At 31.2% G+C, this 17,848-nt stretch carries 18 protein-coding genes; 8 read left to right on the top strand and 10 right to left on the bottom strand.

The features are described from left to right. Positions 1-111: 111 nt before the first annotated feature. Positions 112-462, top strand: coding sequence for a 4Fe-4S dicluster domain-containing protein (locus KQS_RS09070; RefSeq protein WP_014388887.1), 351 nt, complete (start codon positions 112-114; stop codon positions 460-462). A 44-nt stretch (positions 463-506) separates the two neighbouring features. On the opposite strand, the gene KQS_RS09065 is transcribed toward KQS_RS09070, so the two are convergent. Beyond that, positions 507-1,043: a hypothetical protein gene (locus KQS_RS09065; protein ID WP_014388886.1), complete on the bottom strand. Its 537-nt coding sequence runs from the start codon at positions 1,041-1,043 to the stop codon at positions 507-509. Between the two features lie 209 nt (positions 1,044-1,252). Between KQS_RS09065 and ychF the strand changes: the two genes are divergently transcribed. The 5 genes from ychF (at position 1,253) to KQS_RS09040 (ending at position 8,608) form a co-directional block, all read left to right on the top strand. Then, positions 1,253-2,347 (top strand): redox-regulated ATPase YchF, encoded by a 1,095-nt coding sequence (gene ychF, locus KQS_RS09060; protein WP_014388885.1) that lies wholly within the window; start codon positions 1,253-1,255, stop codon positions 2,345-2,347. 112 nt (positions 2,348-2,459) lie between these two features. After that, positions 2,460-3,119, top strand: a complete 660-nt coding sequence (locus tag KQS_RS09055; RefSeq protein WP_014388884.1) for a hypothetical protein — start codon at positions 2,460-2,462, stop codon at positions 3,117-3,119. After that, positions 3,119-3,805, top strand: a complete 687-nt coding sequence (locus KQS_RS09050; RefSeq protein WP_014388883.1) for a TIGR02117 family protein — start codon at positions 3,119-3,121, stop codon at positions 3,803-3,805. The genes KQS_RS09055 and KQS_RS09050 overlap by 1 nt, the downstream gene beginning before the upstream one ends. Before the next feature lie 206 nt (positions 3,806-4,011). Beyond that, positions 4,012-5,886: a DNA topoisomerase IV subunit B gene (locus KQS_RS09045; RefSeq protein WP_014388882.1), complete on the top strand. Its 1,875-nt coding sequence runs from the start codon at positions 4,012-4,014 to the stop codon at positions 5,884-5,886. Between the two features lie 70 nt (positions 5,887-5,956). Further along, positions 5,957-8,608 carry a DNA gyrase/topoisomerase IV subunit A gene (locus KQS_RS09040; RefSeq protein ID WP_014388881.1) on the top strand — a complete coding sequence of 884 codons (2,652 nt, stop codon included), beginning with the start codon at positions 5,957-5,959 and terminating at the stop codon, positions 8,606-8,608. A 244-nt stretch (positions 8,609-8,852) separates the two neighbouring features. Here the strand turns inward: KQS_RS09040 and KQS_RS09035 are convergent, their stop codons facing one another. The 5 genes from KQS_RS09035 to murQ are packed head-to-tail and all read right to left on the bottom strand — an operon-like array spanning position 8,853 to position 11,707. After that, positions 8,853-9,710, bottom strand: coding sequence for a TerC family protein (locus tag KQS_RS09035; RefSeq protein WP_014388880.1), 858 nt, complete (start codon positions 9,708-9,710; stop codon positions 8,853-8,855). 49 nt (positions 9,711-9,759) lie between these two features. After that, on the bottom strand, positions 9,760-10,137 hold the full coding sequence (locus tag KQS_RS09030) for a DNA topoisomerase IV (protein WP_316929931.1): 378 nt from the start codon (positions 10,135-10,137) through the stop codon (positions 9,760-9,762). Between the two features lie 14 nt (positions 10,138-10,151). Then, entirely contained in the window at positions 10,152-10,370 is a 219-nt protein-coding gene (locus KQS_RS09025) for a DUF6095 family protein (RefSeq protein ID WP_014388878.1), read from the bottom strand. 1 nt (position 10,371) lies between these two features. Further along, positions 10,372-10,878, bottom strand: a complete 507-nt coding sequence (locus KQS_RS09020; protein WP_014388877.1) for a hypothetical protein — start codon at positions 10,876-10,878, stop codon at positions 10,372-10,374. A 16-nt stretch (positions 10,879-10,894) separates the two neighbouring features. Then, complete coding sequence (gene murQ / locus KQS_RS09015) at positions 10,895-11,707, bottom strand: N-acetylmuramic acid 6-phosphate etherase (protein ID WP_014388876.1); 813 nt, start codon at positions 11,705-11,707, stop codon at positions 10,895-10,897. Positions 11,708-11,807: 100 nt separating this feature from the next. Here murQ and KQS_RS09010 point away from each other — a divergent pair, with 100 nt between their 5' ends. Beyond that, the gene (locus KQS_RS09010) at positions 11,808-12,917 is read left to right on the top strand and encodes a glycosyltransferase (RefSeq protein ID WP_014388875.1); all 1,110 of its coding nucleotides are present in this window, start codon (positions 11,808-11,810) and stop codon (positions 12,915-12,917) included. After that, entirely contained in the window at positions 12,907-13,308 is a 402-nt protein-coding gene (locus KQS_RS09005) for a sugar 3,4-ketoisomerase (protein WP_014388874.1), read from the top strand. The genes KQS_RS09010 and KQS_RS09005 overlap by 11 nt, the downstream gene beginning before the upstream one ends. Here KQS_RS09005 and KQS_RS09000 read toward each other — a convergent pair. The 4 genes from KQS_RS09000 to KQS_RS08985 are packed head-to-tail and all read right to left on the bottom strand — an operon-like array spanning position 13,271 to position 17,688. Then, complete coding sequence (locus tag KQS_RS09000) at positions 13,271-14,500, bottom strand: glycosyltransferase family protein (RefSeq protein WP_041252069.1); 1,230 nt, start codon at positions 14,498-14,500, stop codon at positions 13,271-13,273. The two genes, KQS_RS09005 and KQS_RS09000, sit on opposite strands and share 38 nt — an antisense overlap. After that, entirely contained in the window at positions 14,493-15,635 is a 1,143-nt protein-coding gene (locus KQS_RS08995) for a glycosyltransferase (RefSeq protein ID WP_014388872.1), read from the bottom strand. Before KQS_RS08995 ends, KQS_RS09000 begins: the two co-directional genes overlap by 8 nt. After that, entirely contained in the window at positions 15,635-16,570 is a 936-nt protein-coding gene (locus tag KQS_RS08990; protein ID WP_014388871.1) for a glycosyltransferase family 2 protein, read from the bottom strand. Before KQS_RS08990 ends, KQS_RS08995 begins: the two co-directional genes overlap by 1 nt. Before the next feature lie 17 nt (positions 16,571-16,587). Then, complete coding sequence (locus KQS_RS08985) at positions 16,588-17,688, bottom strand: glycosyltransferase (protein ID WP_041252068.1); 1,101 nt, start codon at positions 17,686-17,688, stop codon at positions 16,588-16,590. Between the last annotated feature and the right edge of the window lie 160 nt (positions 17,689-17,848).

Below are 17,848 nucleotides of genomic sequence, written 5' to 3'. Positions count from 1 at the left end.
TGTTTTTAATGGGTTTACGTTGTATTTTTGTGCCGCAAAATTAATTATATTATTTGGAATATACAGAAAATAGGTTTTGTTTTCCAAATTCAAAATTTTAAGTTAATCAATATGGCAATAAAGATAACAGACGAATGCATCAATTGTGGTGCATGTGAACCAGAGTGTCCGAATACAGCAATTTATGAAGGAGCTGATGATTGGAGATGGAAAGATGGAACAAAATTATCAGGAAAAGTGATACTACCAGATGGTACTGAAGTTGATTCTGATGCAGCACAGACTCCTTATTCTGATGATGTATATTATATTGTTCCAGGAAAATGTACTGAATGTAAAGGCTTCCATGAAGAGCCACAATGTGCAGCGGTTTGTCCAGTGGATTGTTGTGTGCCTGATGAGGACCATGTGGAAAGTGAAGAGACTCTTTTAAACCGACAGTCGTTTTTACATAATGAATAAAAAAAGTCCGAGAATTTTCTCGGACTTTTTTTTTTACATATCATTTAGTTTTTGACTAATTCCAATTTTTCAGTTTTAATGCGATCTGTTTTTTCATCGTAGGTTTCTAAAATTAAATTTCCTTCGGCATCAAAATGTGCAACCGCAATTTTATTTTTATTCGAATAAATATAATTATCATTAGAGGTTCTTCTTAATAAAGCTCTTTTTTTGTTATTAGGAATAATCACCGAATACCCTAAGTCGTCACTTTCCAATTCATATTTCACTCCATTGGAGGTGTAATGCGTTGCGTGTTTAACATCAACAGTTCTAACAGTACCATTAATGGCCACTTGAGTGGTTTTGGTTACATCTATTGGTGCTTCAACTTGCGGAATATTTTTTGTACCCGGTTTTTCTTCTCCAATAGCTACTTTTTGAATTTCCTTAATTTTTTCGGTTTTTACAATTTTTTGTTCCCCTTTAGAATCTTTAATAGTAGTTGTTGTAACTAAGGTTTCCTTTTGAACATTTTGATTCTGCGCTAATCCTATTGTTGTCGTTAATAAGATACAAGCTATGCTACTAAATCTTTTCATAATTTTTTATTTTTAATTTGATACTACAAAGTTATAGCGCAAGAATAGGAGGGATGTTACATGATTATTTGAAAGATTACTAGAATTTACATACTTTAATAAGAAAGGATGTTTTTTTACTATTAATTAATAGATTATATTTGCACACTTAAAATTTTAAAAAATAGCAACTGTTAACTTTAAACTGTTAACTGTAAACTTATTATAACATGAAAGCAGGAATTGTAGGATTACCAAATGTTGGGAAATCAACTTTATTTAATTGTTTATCAAATGCCAAAGCACAAAGTGCTAACTTTCCTTTTTGTACAATTGAACCAAACATTGGTGTAGTAAATGTACCCGATCCAAGAATTGTTAAGTTAGAAGAATTAGTTAAACCAGAAAGAGTTCAAATGGCAACAGTTGATATTGTTGATATTGCAGGTTTAGTTAAAGGAGCTAGTAAAGGAGAAGGATTAGGTAATCAATTCTTAGGAAATATTAGAGAATGTAATGCCATTATTCATGTTTTACGTTGTTTTGATAATGATAATATTGTTCACGTAGACGGTAATGTAAATCCGATTCGCGATAAAGAAACTATTGATATCGAATTACAATTAAAAGACTTAGAAACGGTTGAAAAACGTTTAGAAAAAGTTAATAAAGCAGCTAAAACAGGTAACAAAGAAGCGCAAATTGAAAAAGCGTTATTAGATAGAATTAAGGATGCTTTAATGCAAGCTAAATCGGCTCGTACAGTAGTGCCTCAGTCTAATGAGGAAGAAGAATTGTTTGCAGGTTTCCAATTAATTACTGCTAAACCAGTATTATATGTTTGTAATGTAGACGAAGCTTCTGCAGTAAATGGAAACAAATATGTAGACCAAGTACGTGAGTTAGTAAAAGATGAACAAGCGGAAGTAATTGTACTTTCAGTTGGTGCTGAAGCAGATATTAATGAATTAGAAAGTTATGAAGAACGTCAAGTGTTCTTAGAAGACTTAGGACTAACAGAACCAGGTTCGGCGGTTTTAATTCGTGCGGCTTATAAATTATTGAATTTACAAACCTATTTTACAGCTGGTGTTAAAGAAGTTCGTGCGTGGACTATTAAAGTGGGCGATACAGCTCCAAAAGCAGCCGGTGTAATTCATACAGATTTTGAAAAAGGTTTTATTCGTGCTGAAGTAATTGCTTATGAAGATTATGTTGCCTTCGGTTCAGAAGCAAAAGTTAAAGAAGCCGGGAAACTAAGAGTAGAAGGAAAAGAATATATTGTTAAAGATGGCGATGTAATGCACTTCCGTTTTAATGTATAATAAAATATTTTAATAAAAATTTATTTTAAGACCGTTGAAATTTTCAACGGTTTTTTTGTGGCATACGTTTTGTTAGTACTTTCTTAAACCAATCAACTTAATTTTTAAACGTATGAAAAAAATAGTGTTATTTCTCGTTGCAACATCTCTACTTTCTTGTGAATCTCATCAATTGAATGATAGTTTTATTTTGTTTTCAGAAGCCCAACCCGCTGATGTAGATGAGATTACTCATTTTCCACAAAAATATATTGGTGAATACAGTTTTGATGCTACACATAAAATAATGATTCAATCAAAATACATCATTTTAAAAGATATTGATTCATTAGAAATGACCAAAAAAGAATTGGATTCTATTAAAACAGCTGAGTTGAAAGGAAATAAAGTATTGGATAAAGAAACAGGCAAATTGTATGACGTCCGATTTAAAGGTGATACAATTTGTTGGGAAATGGCCAATTTAGATACAATTTTTTCCTTTGATGAAGGCGAAGTCGCAAAATTATTTAAGCAAAGTATAATTCTGAATAAAGAACAAGAAAATGGGGTGCAAGTTTCTTGTATTAATTTTAAAGGTTTAAAAGGGAAATACATTCAATTAGGAACTAAAAAAGATTATAATTATTTAAAGTCAAAATTAAAGACTAATCCAACTATTATTAAAGAAAATGGCGATACCACCAATGTAGTATTAACGTTTTCAAGAGGTGATTTTAGAAGGTTATTAAGACAAGAAGGTTGGGAATTTGAAACTAGTTTTTTTAAATAATGAAAAAGATTGTTATTAAAACAGTAAAATATGTTGGTTTATTCCTTCTCGCTTTATTGATGTATGGAATAGTAGTCACATTGCTTTCTTTTATCCCTGTAAATTCATATGATTCTAGAACGTTAATTCCGGCCCAAAAAATTGAAATTTACTTACTAACCAATGGTGTTCATACCGATATTGTTTTACCTGTAAAAAATGAGTATTTCAATTGGTCAAAACAAGTCAAGTTTACCGATACTAAAGCAAAAGATTCCACAGCTCAATTTATGGCAATTGGTTGGGGCGATAGAGGATTTTATTTAGAAACTCCCACTTGGTCCGACTTAAAAGTAAGCACTGCCTTAAATGCTGCAACAGGTTTGAGTTCAAGTGCCTTGCATATAACATTTTATAAAAGTTTGAAAGAAGGCATCGATTGTAAAAAAATAACTATTGATTCAATTGAATATAAAAAGCTGATTGTATTTATTAATAATTCTTTTCAATTAAACAACGGAAATGTAACGAAAATTGATACTAAAGCGGTCTATGGAAATAATGATGCGTTTTATGAAGCAAAAGGAAGTTATTCCTTGTTTTATACGTGTAATACATGGGCGAATCAGGCGTTAAAAGCGGCGAATCAAAAGGCTGCACTTTGGACCATTTCAGATACAGGAATTTTTAGGCATTATAAAAATTAGTCGAAAGTCAAAAGTCGAAAGTCAAAAGTCAAAAGTCAAAAGTCAAAAGTCGAAAGTCGAAAGTCGAAAGTCGAAAGTCAAAATAAAAGCTAATCACTAAATACTATTCACTTTTCACTAGTAGAAAATGTTCAAAACTTCTTTGTAAACCGCTTTTAAAATTTGGGCAATTCACTTATATTAGCACATTATCCATATTTGTGTCTATGTTAGAAGAATTGAATCCAAATCAATACACCGAAGATAATATTCGATCGCTTGATTGGCAAGAACACATCCGAATTCGTCCGGGTATGTACATTGGAAAATTAGGTGACGGTTCCACTCCTGATGATGGTATTTATATCTTAGTCAAAGAAGTTATCGATAACTGTATCGATGAGTTTGCTATGGGGGCAGGTAAAACCATTGAAGTGACTATCAAAGACCGATTAGTGACTGTACGCGATTATGGTCGTGGTATTCCATTAGGAAAAGTGGTTGATGTTGTTTCTAAAATGAATACCGGTGGTAAATACGACTCCAAAGCTTTTAAAAAATCAATCGGATTAAATGGTGTAGGTACCAAGGCAGTTAATGCACTTTCTAATTATTTCCGAGTAGAATCGGTTCGAGATAACCAACAAAAAGCAGCTGAATTTTCGGCAGGGGTTTTAACACTTGAAGAAGATTTAGTAGAAACAACTAAACGAAGAGGTACAAAAGTTTCTTTTATTGCCGACGAAACCATTTTTAAAAACTACAAATACCGAAATGAGTATGTAGAGAAAATGCTTCGTAATTATACCTATTTGAATAGAGGACTAACCTTGTATTACAATGGCGATAAGTTTTATTCTGAGTTTGGATTAAAAGATTTGTTGGAAGACAATATCACTGCTGAAGATATGGTGTATCCAGTAATTCATTTGGAAGGCGATGATATTGAAATTGCTTTAACACACAGTAAATCACAATATTCAGAAGAATACTATTCTTTTGTAAACGGACAAAACACGACGCAAGGGGGTACGCATTTAGGTGCTTTTCGTGAAGGGGTGGTACGTACTTTAAAAGAATTTTATAATAAAAATTTTGAAGCGTCAGATATACGAAAATCAATTGTAGCGGCAATTGCTGTTAAAGTTGAAGAACCCGTTTTTGAATCGCAAACTAAAACAAAACTAGGTTCAACGGATATGGGGCCTAAGGGACCATCTGTTCGTACGTTTGTAAATGATTTTATCAAAACGAAGTTGGACAATTTCTTGCATAAAAATCCGGAAATTGCTGACCAATTGCTTCGTAAAATTTTACAAGCTGAACGTGAGCGTAAGGAATTGTCGGGTATTCGAAAATTAGCGAAAGAGCGTGCTAAAAAAGCCAGTTTACATAATAAAAAATTACGCGATTGTAGGGTACATTTAACAGATGTGAAGAATCCAAGGTATTTAGAAAGTACACTATTTATTACCGAAGGAGATTCGGCATCTGGTTCTATTACGAAATCACGTGATGTCAATACGCAAGCGGTTTTCTCTCTACGTGGTAAACCCTTGAATTCATACGGTATGACTAAGAAAATTGTGTATGAAAACGAAGAATTCAACTTATTACAAGCGGCTTTAGATATTGAAGAAGATTACGAAAACTTAAGATACAACAACATTGTAATTGCTACCGATGCCGATGTCGACGGGATGCACATTCGTTTGTTGTTGATTACGTTTTTCTTGCAGTTTTTCCCAGAATTAATCAAAGAAGGACATTTGTATATATTACAAACGCCTTTATTCCGTGTACGTAATAAGAAAGAGACCATTTATTGTTATTCAGATGAAGAACGTATAAATGCGATTGAAAAGTTAAAGCCAAAACCAGAAATTACACGATTCAAAGGATTGGGAGAAATTTCACCCGATGAGTTCAAGCATTTTATTGGTCAAGATATTCGTTTAGATCCTGTGATGTTAGATAAAGCGATGTCGATTGAAAAATTATTAGAATTCTATATGGGTAAAAATACCCCAGACCGACAAGATTTTATTATCAATAACTTGAAAGTAGAGTTGGATACGGCTGAGGAGTTGTTGGGGAGTTAGTTTTTGTAAGTAAACTTTAAACTATCAACTAATAACTGTCAACTTAAAACTGACAACTGTTAACAAAAATATGAGTGAAGAAAATCAAAATATAAACCCAGACGAAAGTCAAGATTTTATACCTGAAAGTCAAGACCATTCTGATCATTCGGATTCCATTACGAAAGTAACAGGAATGTATAAAGATTGGTTCTTGGATTATGCGTCGTATGTAATTTTAGAGCGTGCGGTTCCGGCTATTGAAGACGGATTTAAACCGGTTCAGCGCCGTATCATGCATTCCATGAAAGAGTTAGATGATGGGCGTTACAACAAAGTAGCGAATATCATTGGACACACAATGCAGTATCACCCACACGGTGATGCGAGTATAGGCGATGCTATGGTAAACATTGGACAAAAAGATTTATTAATCGATTGTCAAGGGAACTGGGGTAATATTTTAACAGGTGATGGAGCTGCTGCCCCTCGATATATTGAAGCAAGATTAAGTAAGTTTGCGCAAGATGTGTTGTTCTCTCCAAAAGTAACGGAATGGCAATTGAGTTATGACGGTCGTAAAAATGAACCCATTCATTTACCGGTAAAATTCCCCTTATTGTTGGCTCAAGGCGGAGAAGGGATTGCGGTTGGATTGTCAACGAAGTTGTTACCACACAATTTCAATGAGTTAATAGATGCTTCTATTAAAATTTTGAAAGGAAAACCATTTACCATATTTCCTGATTTTCCAACGGCTGGTATTGCTGATGTTTCGGGGTATAATGACGGTATGCGTGGTGGAAGGGTTCGTGTACGCGCTAAAATTGCACCACTAGATAAAAACACCTTGGTTATTACACAAATTCCTTTTTCTACTGATACCACTAAATTGATTGACAGTATTTTAAAGGCGAATGAAAAAGGTAAAATTAAGATTAAAAAGATAGAAGACAATACGGCTGCTGAGGTAGAAATCTTAATTCATTTGCAACCAGGAACTTCTCCGGATAAAATGATTGATGCCTTGTATGCGTTTACCGATTGTGAATTGTCTGTTGCTCCGTTGGGATGTGTAATCGAAAATTGCAATCGACCTTTGTTTATTGGGGTTTCAGACATGTTGAAAATTTCGACTAATAGAACGGTAAATATCTTAAAGCGCGAATTAGAAATACAATTAGACGAACTCGAAACAAAATGGCATTTTTCTAATTTAGAGAAGATTTTCATTCGAGAAGAAATGTACATCGACTTTAAATTGTACAGTGATAGAGAGTCGTTATACGAGTATTTATACAACCGTTTTGAACCTTTTAAAAAGATTTTAATTCGTGATATAGTTGATGAAGATTTGCAAAAATTGACGCAAATTCCAATGATTCGTATTACACGTTTCGATTCAGACAAAGCCGATGAAAATATCGCTAAATTAGAAGATGAAATCGAACAAGTGAAACATCATTTAGCCAATATTATTGATTTTGCTATTGATCATTTTACACGATTAAAAGAGAAATACGGTAAAGGACGCGAACGCCTAACGGAGTTGCGCAACTTTGATAACATTCAAGCCACAAAAGTAGTTTTACGTAACCAAAAATTCTATGTAAATAGGGAAGAAGGTTTCGTTGGTATGGGCTTGAAGAAAGATGAATATGTGGGCGAATGTTCAGATATTGATGATGTTATTGTTTTTTTACGCGATGGAAAAATGATGATTTCAAAAATAGACGACAAAAAATTCTTTGGAAAAGACATTATTCATGTGGCGGTTTTTGATAAAAACGACAAGCGAACCATTTATAACATGATTTATCGTGATGGTAAGTCGGGTCCTTCCTTTATTAAGCGATTCAATGTTTCAGGGGTAACACGTGATAAAGAATATGATTTAACGCAAGAAAAAGCGGGAAGTCAAGTGCTTTATTTTTCTGCCAATCCAAATGGAGAAGCTGAGGTTGTAACCATATTATTGCGTCAGGTAGGCAGTGTGAAAAAACTGAAATGGGATGTGGATTTTGCTGAAATAATGATTAAAGGTCGTGCCAGTAAAGGAAACACGGTTTCAAAATATCCAATAAAGAAAATTGAATTAAAAGAGAAAGGGATTTCTACGCTACGTCCTAGAAAAGTGTGGTTTGATGATACGGTGCAACGATTAAATGTAGACGGAAGGGGAGAGTTGTTAGGTGAATTTAAGCCGAATGATCGTTTATTGGTTATTACACAGTCAGGTAAAGTAAAAACGATTATACCAGAATTATCGACCCATTTTGAAGAAGACATGATTGTTTTAGAAAAATGGAATAAAAATAAACCTATTTCTGCGATTTATTTTGATGGAGAAAAAGACCGTTATTATGTTAAACGATTTTTAGTAGAAAACGAAAATAAGGAAGAGATTTTTATTTCGGAACATGAAAAATCGCAGTTAGAAATTGTTTCTACCGATTGGCGTCCTATGGCAGAAGTTGTTTTTGCCAAAGTAAAAGGTGTTCAAAAGGAAAATCAGATTGTCAATTTCGAGGAATTCATTGCTGTAAAAGGAATAAAAGCGCAAGGGAATCAATTGAGTACGGATAAATTGAAACAAGTAAATTTATTGGACCCTTTGCCTTATGAAGAAATTTTAGATGAACCTGAAGCTGAACTAAAAGAAGAATTGGAAGAAGGTAATGATATCCAAGATTTCAATATTCAATTGGATGATGACGGACAAATTACGTTGAGTTTGGATTAAAATAATAGTTGAAGAATTTAACCACCCTTCAAGGGTTTGACCCTTGAAGGGTGGTAAATAATCAATCCAAACAAGTTTTTCTAATTCCTGTTAGTTTTTTGTCTTTTGAAAATTACAACGTCTTTACTAGCCCCGATAGAGCCAAGTGCCATGCACAGGCGAAAGCGGGACAATATATGTACTAAAAAGAAAAATGCCTGCTCCAAAAAAGAACAGGCATTTTTTATATTTAATGTTAAGCTTTTTAATTCATTAAATCATCATCAGTTAATTTAGAATCAGCAATTTTACTATTGTGTAATTGTACTGGTTTTCTAGCATTTTTCTTCATTCTTAAATTTAAAAATTCTACAAATAAAGAGAAGAAAATAGCAAAATATAGATACCCTTTTGGAATACTATGTACTTCCGTTTCTCCGAAGAATTTAATAGAAGCCAAGTGAGAACCTTCTGCTAATAACATTACACCAATTAAGATTAAGAATGATAATCCTAAAATTTGAATAGTTGGGTGTTCGTTTACAAATTTAGAAACCGGACCAGCAAAAATTAACATAATTACAATTGAAATTACAATTGCTGCAATCATAATTTCTAAAGCACCAGCAGGACCAAAACCAGCAGGAGCAGGCGCGGCACTAACTAAACCAACAGCAGTTAAAATACTGTCAAACGAGAAAACGATATTTAAAAGAGCAATCTGAATTACGGCTGAAGCTAATGAATTACTTGCTTTTCCAGCAGTAGCTTCTTCTTCACCTTCTAATTTATGGTGAATTTCTGAAACGGATTTATACAATAAAAACAATCCACCTCCAAAAACAATTAAACTTTGCCCGGAAATTCCACCTGAAACAAAACTCCAATCAAAATCAAAGAAGGAATCTTTTAAACTCATTACCCAAGTAATACCAAATAATAAAATAATACGAAAAGCCATGGCTAATAATAAACCAATTCTTCGTGCTTTTGGTTGGTCTTCTTCTTTTAATTTACCAGAAACAATAGACAAGAAAACAATGTTGTCAATACCTAAAATAATTTCTAAAAAAGTTAGGGTTAATAAAGCTACCCAAGCATTTGGATTTGATAAAATTTCCATTTTTATTAGTTAAATAATTTAATTGTTAGTTCTTATTAAACGTAAGAAATTACATTTTTGTTACAGAACCTTTTTGTTTTTTTGTTTCACCAACAAATGAATATTCGAAATTATAAGTTAAGTCTTTGGTGTTCAGTATTTTTACATGTACCGCTTTTTTTTCTTCTCTATTTTTAGGTTTTATGTTTTCAAGGATGTATTCACAATCATTAATCCATCGAATAGAAAAAGTATCAATTTTATTGTTGAAATTTTCAATTTGCATGGAATCATTTCGTTCAAAAGTAGTTGAATACTTTTTTCCTTCAACGGTGGTTTCTGAACTAAATTTACCTGTTTTAAAAGCACTACAATTGCGTTCTTGTTCGTAACAAGAAAATAATGTCATTGATAAAACTAAATAGATACTAATTTTAATATTTTTCACTTTTTATTTCAAAATTATTTGTCAAACATACTACTTACAATAGTTTTTACTCCTTTAAAACCAAGATAAACGGCATAAATACATACTAAAATTGCAAGTACAAGAAGATAGGGATACAAAGGATGCCCTTGATTTTTAAAGCAACTGTTTAAAAAAACAGGACCTAAAAATAAAAGAGGTAATGCAAAAGCCAAGTAGCGAATACCTTTGTATAAAACTAATTTATTAGTCATGTTAAAAAGTTAATTTTAAACCAACACCATTGGAGTTTGATACAATATTCAGGCTATAATCTCTTGAATTGTCTAAGTTTCCAGTAGCTTTTAATCCTTCATTATACAGTTTTATTCCATTTTCTACTTTAGCTTTTCTTCCACTTAAAATTGGAATTGAAATGGCAACAAATGCAGCACCTGAATAGGTGAAAAATGACGGATAAGTGACATCAGAAGAAATACCTCTTGCAACATCAGCAATAATTAAAGCACCTCCTAATCCTAGAAAAAATCCACCTAAAGCGCCTTTACTTTTACCTTTTTTAAAGCTTGAATAGGCTTGATAATTCGAATCTTGTAAGTATTTTTTAATTTCAAATGTTCCATATTGTTCCCCATTAATGAAATATTTGTTTCCACGTAATTCAATTTCTTGTCCTGCAGGTATTTCTCTCATAGCAGGTCTTTTTTGAGAAAATCCAAAAAGTGAAATAAAAAATAAACAAATTACTAATGTTTTTTTCATAGCATTATTCTTTTAATTAGTTAGTATAGTTTTCAACAGCTTTTCTTACGCTGCCGTATTTTTTCAATAATTCAGCTGCAATTTCATAATCTACAGGTATTTCACTCATGATCATACGCACGCCACGATCAATAAGTTTTACATTGCTCAATTGCATATCTACCATTTTGTTACCCTTAACTCTTCCTAACTGTATCATAGTGGCAGTTGAAATCATGTTTAACACCAGTTTTTGTGCTGTTCCTGCTTTCATTCTACTACTGCCAGTTACAAATTCTGGACCAACCACAACTTCAATAGGATAATCGGGTACCAAGGCTAATGGACTTCCAGCATTACAAGTAATTCCTCCTGTTGTGATGTTATTTTGTTTACATTGTTCTAATCCACCAATAACATAGGGTGTAGTTCCTGAAGCAGCAATTCCAATTACGACATCTTTTTCATTGATGTTCCATTCTTGTAAATCTTTCCAAGCCTGCATTTTGTCGTCTTCTGCAAATTCAACTGCTTTTCTTATGGCAGTATCACCTCCGGCAATTATCCCAATTACTAAATCAAATGGAACGCCAAAGGTTGGTGGACATTCAGAGGCATCTACTATTCCTAATCTACCCGAAGTGCCCGCACCAATATAAAACAATCGTCCGCCATTTTTCATCTTTTCTACCACAATTGAAATTAATTTTTCAATTTGAGGTAATGCTTTTTCTACGGCTAACGGAACTAATTTATCTTCATTATTAATGTTGGTTAATAACTCATTAACAGACATTTGTTCTAAATGTTCATACTTTGATGCTTGTTCCGTTGTTTTAGTAAACGACATAATCGATTTCATTTCTTGATGCAATCAAATATACAAACTAAATTCAAAATTTTATAGTTAAATGAATATTTCTATATTTGATTTAATTATGAATAAATGAATGAATACAAAACCACTAAAAATTGCCCTTGCAACTGTAACATTATCTGATGGTGGTGCCGAACGTTGTGCGGCTCTTTTATCGAACTTTTTTGTGGCAAAAGGTATAGAAGTGCACCATCTTGTTTTTGCTGGTAAAGTGGATTATGAATACAGTGGAACTCTTGTTCATTTTGAAAAATTAAAAGACGAATCTAATAGTATTTGGAGTCGATGGAAACGTTTTTGGGCAATTCGGAACTATTGTAAGCAAGAACAATTTGATTTTATACTCGATTTTAGAACCAAAGAACGTTTTTGGCAAGAAGTGTTATTGCATCATTTGGTGTATGATCATTTAATTCAAACCATACATAGTATCAAAATTGATTCCTATATTCCCAAATCCAGTTGGAAAGCATGGTTGCTTTATCATAAAGCCAAAGCCATGATTACTGTTTCCGATAGTATTCTTGCCAAAGTAGAAAATCAATATTACAACAAACATTTGTTTACGATTTATAATCCCATTGATTTAGATTATTTTGAAACAAAAGCGAAGGAATCAGTTCCTTTTCAGCATCAATTTATAGTTGCTGCAGGTAGTATGAACCAAAATATAAAGCAATTTGATAAATTAATTGAAATCTATTCTAAATCTAATTTACCAAAACAAAATATCCATTTGATAATATTAGGAGAAGGCGATTTGAAAGCAAGTTATATTCAATTGGCTCACAACTTATATTTGAATGATAAAATTCATTTTTTAGGTCATGTTAATAATCCGTTTTCATATTTTAAGAATGCTTTATTTGGAGTTTCCACCAGTAAATATGAAGGTTTGCCAATGGTTTTGTTAGAAACATTAGCCTGTGGTACACCTGTTGTTTCATGGAATTATGAATCGGGTCCCAGCGAAATTATTCAGGATCGACATAATGGATTATTGGTTTTAAATCAGGATACCAATGCAATGGTAGAGGCTTTTCATGCAATGATTGAAGATAAAGAACTATATTTACGTTGTAAAAGCAATTCAAAAACTAGTATTCGAGATTTTTCAATTGATAAAATTGGAGCAACTTGGATGAAATTATTTGAAAAATTACAAAAACAGCATGAAAATTAAACTAATTGATATTCCGAAAATAACCAATACTAAAGGAAATATTGGTGTTATAGAAAACGATACCATTCCATTTGATGTAAAACGGGTCTATTATTTATTTGATGTGCCAAGTGGAGCCAAAAGAGGCGGACATGCGCATAAAAAATTAAAACAAATTTTAATAGCCATTTCAGGTAGTTTTGATGTGGTGTTGAAAGATGGAAAAAAGAAAGAAGTAGTTACTTTAAATAGACCTGATAAAGGATTATTGATTGAAAATAACATTTGGCGCGAATTAGAAAATTTTTCTTCGGGTGCTGTTTGTTTAGTTTTAGCCTCTGAAGTATATGATGAAGAGGATTATATTCGTAGTTTTAAGGAATATAAAACTTTTGTTTCCAACGAATTATAATATTAGTAGTTTGTAATATTATAAGCGGGTATAAAATGATATGAAAACGATCGCCTTGGTCTGTTGAAATTGCAGATACTCCAATGCAATATAAAATAGTGAAAGCAACAAATAGTATTGATTTGGTATTAGTTTTATAGTTGTAAAGAATTATAAATGAGGTAAGTATTCCTAATAACGTTAGAAAAATATTCTGAATTTTACTAATAACTTTGAATGTAAATTGAAAAGCATCAAAATATGAAGTTTTGTTTATGTTTTTGCAACCATGAACCGAAGCACTTCCTTTGGTGCTATTGATAAAAAGATTTGAAAAATAAGCTTTTATTAAATTTAATTTGTTGTTTTCTAATTGATTATAGAAATCTTTTTTAGCCAATTTTTTCATTTCCTGATGTGATAGATTTTTTGTTTCTAGCACACGCTTGTTTTTACCTTGAATGAAAACTTCCTTATTTTTATAGCAATCAGCTTTTGTTCCCAAATAATTGTAATACGTAGAATTATCAATATAACTCAAAGTGAAAGTACCATAGGTAACTTTCATTCCAATTAGTTGAATCAAAAAAAGTAAAATACTGAAGTATAAAACAATTGAGTATCGACTTTTAGTAATTTTTAAAATGTCATTATAGTAAAAAATAATACAAATCAGAACGATACCTAAGCTTAATGGCTTAATTAAACATGCCAAAATAAGCACTGATAAAGCATAAATTAAAGGTTTAATTTCTTTATCTTTTGAATAGTTAATTAATTGATATACAATTAGTATTGTAATAAAAGTAAAAATCGTTTCAGTAAGTAAATGAAAGATGATAAATATATTTCCAATGCTAATTGAAAATAGGAGTGAGGCAATAAAAGCTATTTTAGGAGATGTAAATGAAAGTAATGATTTGTACAATAAGTTAATTGTTGCAAACCAAAAAAGGATATTTAAAATTAGACTCCACAAGAAAAGGGATTCAATATTTTTAGTAAATAGCAATGGAATTCCATAAATTAAACTAAATAAAAAAGGTCTGTGATCGTTTAATTTAAAATTAAAATACAATTCCTTACAAGCAAGAAGATAAGAATAACTATCTGGAAATTTGTAGTTTTGATTTAAAAGTTGACATGAAATAACTATGATTACTAAAATCAAAAAAGCAACACTATTTAGAACTATTTGCCTTTTATTAATCATTTGAATAGATTTCTAAATATTTTTGAGCAACTATTTTTGCATCATGATGTTTTTTAACAAATGCTTTTGCATTTTGCCCAATTTCATCAATTTTTGACGTGTTTTCAATTAAAAAAGAAAGTTTTTCTACTAAATAAGATACATTTGGTAAAGCATTTATGCAAATTTCATCTTCTTGTAAATGATAATATTCTAAGAATTGAGTTTCAGCACCAGTGAAAACAACTTTACCATGTAACATCCCTTCTAAAGCATTATAACCTTGATCAAATGAATAGACTTGGTCCAATACTATATCCGCTTTTTTAAAATACGTTTGATATACAGTATAAGGTAAATCTTGTGCTATTAAAACTTCAACTTGATTTGGGTATTGTTCTTCAATAATTTGTAAAGCTTCTTGAAAATACGAAATGCCTTTTTTTATTGCATTACCTGTATTTATACCTAAGAGTATTGCTACTTTTTTATTTGAATTTGATAGTGAATTTGATAGTGAATTTGATAGTGGATACGGAATATAACCTACATATTTTTTATTGTCTTTTAAAGCATCGATATAATCAAAATCAGTAGCTATAATTCCCGAACAATTCGAATAAATTAAATCTGTTATTTTATTGAATCTTGGATTAATAAAATCAAAATAATAAGCATATGTCTTAGTATGAACTTTCGGATTTTCTAAATAGGGAGTCATCACCGAGTATTTCGGTTTTTTACTCAACATATAATTAACTTGATAGGAATCTACTCCACAACTTAACAAGAAAACTTTATTGTTTTGTTTGAATAACTTTTTAAGGAGTAAATATTCTAAAGTATTCGTTGTTTGTATTGGAGCTTCATTAATCAATTGAACGACATCGTAATTCTTGAATTTTGATAAATGCCACCAAAATCGGATACCATGTTCAACTAAAGCTAAATCATAATTAAATAAACGAAACCAAATTTGTCTGGGAATATTACCTAATTTGGATTTAAAAAACTTGGCTTTGATAGAAATATCAGTTGGAAAATCTTTAAAAGCATCACCATTATTTACTAAAGTAACCTCATGGCCAATAGCCATTAATCCTTTTTTTAAATGATTGTGTAAACCACTAAATTCGCCAACTAAAAGTATTTTCATTAATTGTAAGTTGAAATCTTGATATTAAATTTAAGTAATAAAATTTTAATAGAATCAATTGTTAAAAGTATAAATCTAGGTAGTCTTAATAATAACGCTTGTTTCCAATTTAAATTTTCTTTATGAATGGGTGAAATTACTTTTTTCCATCGCGAATCATAGTCTTTTTTTAACCTTTTCCCTAGTACATAGCGTTCAAAATCCAAATACCTCTTCAAGTTGGGACGATTTTTAGCCCAAACTTCATACTCATCAAAATTAGGAATAGTTTTGTTTTTAATACTACTATTCGTTATTTGATTACTGGTTTGCATGAAATAAATCATTTGCGGAGAATTTGAATAAGCCAATTTAAAATGATAATTGGCTCTGATATTAAAATCTAAATCTTCAGAAAATTGAATTTCTTCGTTATACAGACCAATTTTTTCAAAAACCGATTTATGAAAACAAACACTACCATGACAATAAATACCTTGTTTTAAATTAAGAGCAAAAAAATCAATATATCCCTTAAAATTGGAATCTAAATTTTCAGACCCATTTACAGGTATTTTGAGCGTTGTTCCCCAAATTTCTTCATAATTTGTGGCAAAAATTTTAGCTTCTGAAAATTCTTGAGTTAAGGAAAAAATATGTTCTAAAAAAGTAGGTTTCCAAACATCATCAGCATCTAAATAAGTAATAAAGTTTGAAGTAGCGTTTTGAATTCCTGTATTTCGTGCGGCTGCCAATCCTTTATTTTTATCATGTTGAATGATGCGAATTTTTTCAGAGAGAAATGTCTCAGCAACAATAGCGCTATCATCTGTTGAAGCGTCGTTAACAATAATGACTTCGTAATCCGTATAGGTTTGTTTAAGAATACTGTTTAAAGCATCTCGAACAAAAGACTCTTTATTATACAAAGGAACAATTATTGAAAAATAAGGCATTCTTACGTAATTATAATTTATTGATGAATCATGTAATCAAAAATAGCTTGCCAATTGTGTATTTCATCTTTGGTATCAAATGTAGTTTTATTTCCACTAAATACAATAGATTTATCAACAAATTGTGTGAGTAAATGCGCTAACTCTTCTGGGTTTTTCGAGTCAAAAAAAGAAACTTCTTCATACACTCCACACGTTTCTTTAGCATAAGGTAAATCGGCAAGTAACATCGGTTTTTTATACGCTTTTGCTTCAGAAATAGGTAAACCCCACGTTTCTACTTTTGATGGAAAAAGTAGGCAGTCCATGCTGTTATACATAGCTAATAGTTGACTTCTTTTAACCTTAGGGTGGAAAATAACTTCTTTTAAATGACCATATTTGTTTTGTAAATAGTTTGCATAACAAGCAGGATTATTTTTTATGGTTGTAAAATGAAATTGAACTTTTTCCCGAACAAAATCGGGAAGTAAAGGGATTGCTTCTAAAATTAATTCATGATTTTTAAAACTTCTTGGGAAACTTGGATAGAAAAAATGAATTTTGTTTTTCTCAAATGGAAATTCTTCTGATGAATGCGACTCAACATAAGGTGGAGGTGTCACTTTTATAGTTTCAATGCCAAATCGTTCTTGAAATACCTCCTTAATCCAGTGTTGTTGTACAAATACGGTATGATTACTTTTTATGTTTAACTTAAATAAAGTATCATATAATAAATGAAAAACACCAATTTTAAAATCAAATTTCCAGTCTTTCCATGTGGGTTTAAAAAAAGTCGTGGGATGATGACAGTACACAAATTGTTTTTTTGCTAAAACTCTTGGAGTTGTATCGTGTAGTGAAAGCCAAATATCTGGTTTTAATTTTTTAGATAACTTTTTGAAGTAAAAATATTCATAATACAATCTTTTGAACCAAGATTTTTTTGAATCGGGAAACTCTAAATACTGAATAGCAGGAAATTCAATTCCCTTTTTAGAGTGTACTAAAGCAATTACTTCTATTGGATGTTGGTCAGCATAAATAGAAATTTCTTGTAACACATTGTGAAGGATAGTAAAAATACCACCTTCGACCATATTAATTCCAGATATGACAATCTTTTGTTTTTTCAAAATACCCCACTTTATTACAAAAATACAGGTTTAATTTTATATTCTTTAAATTATTTGTAAGTGTATAAAAATCAGTCAGATAGTGTTTTTTGTCGAGTTTTCAATTTCACTTATCGATTTATTTTGTTTGACTGAATTTAAGAATGTAATTTCATGTTAA

Origin of the sequence: Flavobacterium indicum GPTSA100-9 = DSM 17447 (genome assembly GCF_000455605.1) — a bacterium.
GTDB classification, from domain to species: domain Bacteria; phylum Bacteroidota; class Bacteroidia; order Flavobacteriales; family Flavobacteriaceae; genus Flavobacterium; species Flavobacterium indicum.
The sequence above is the reverse complement of the archived record's forward strand: the minus strand, read 5'-3'. Positions and strand labels throughout refer to the sequence as shown.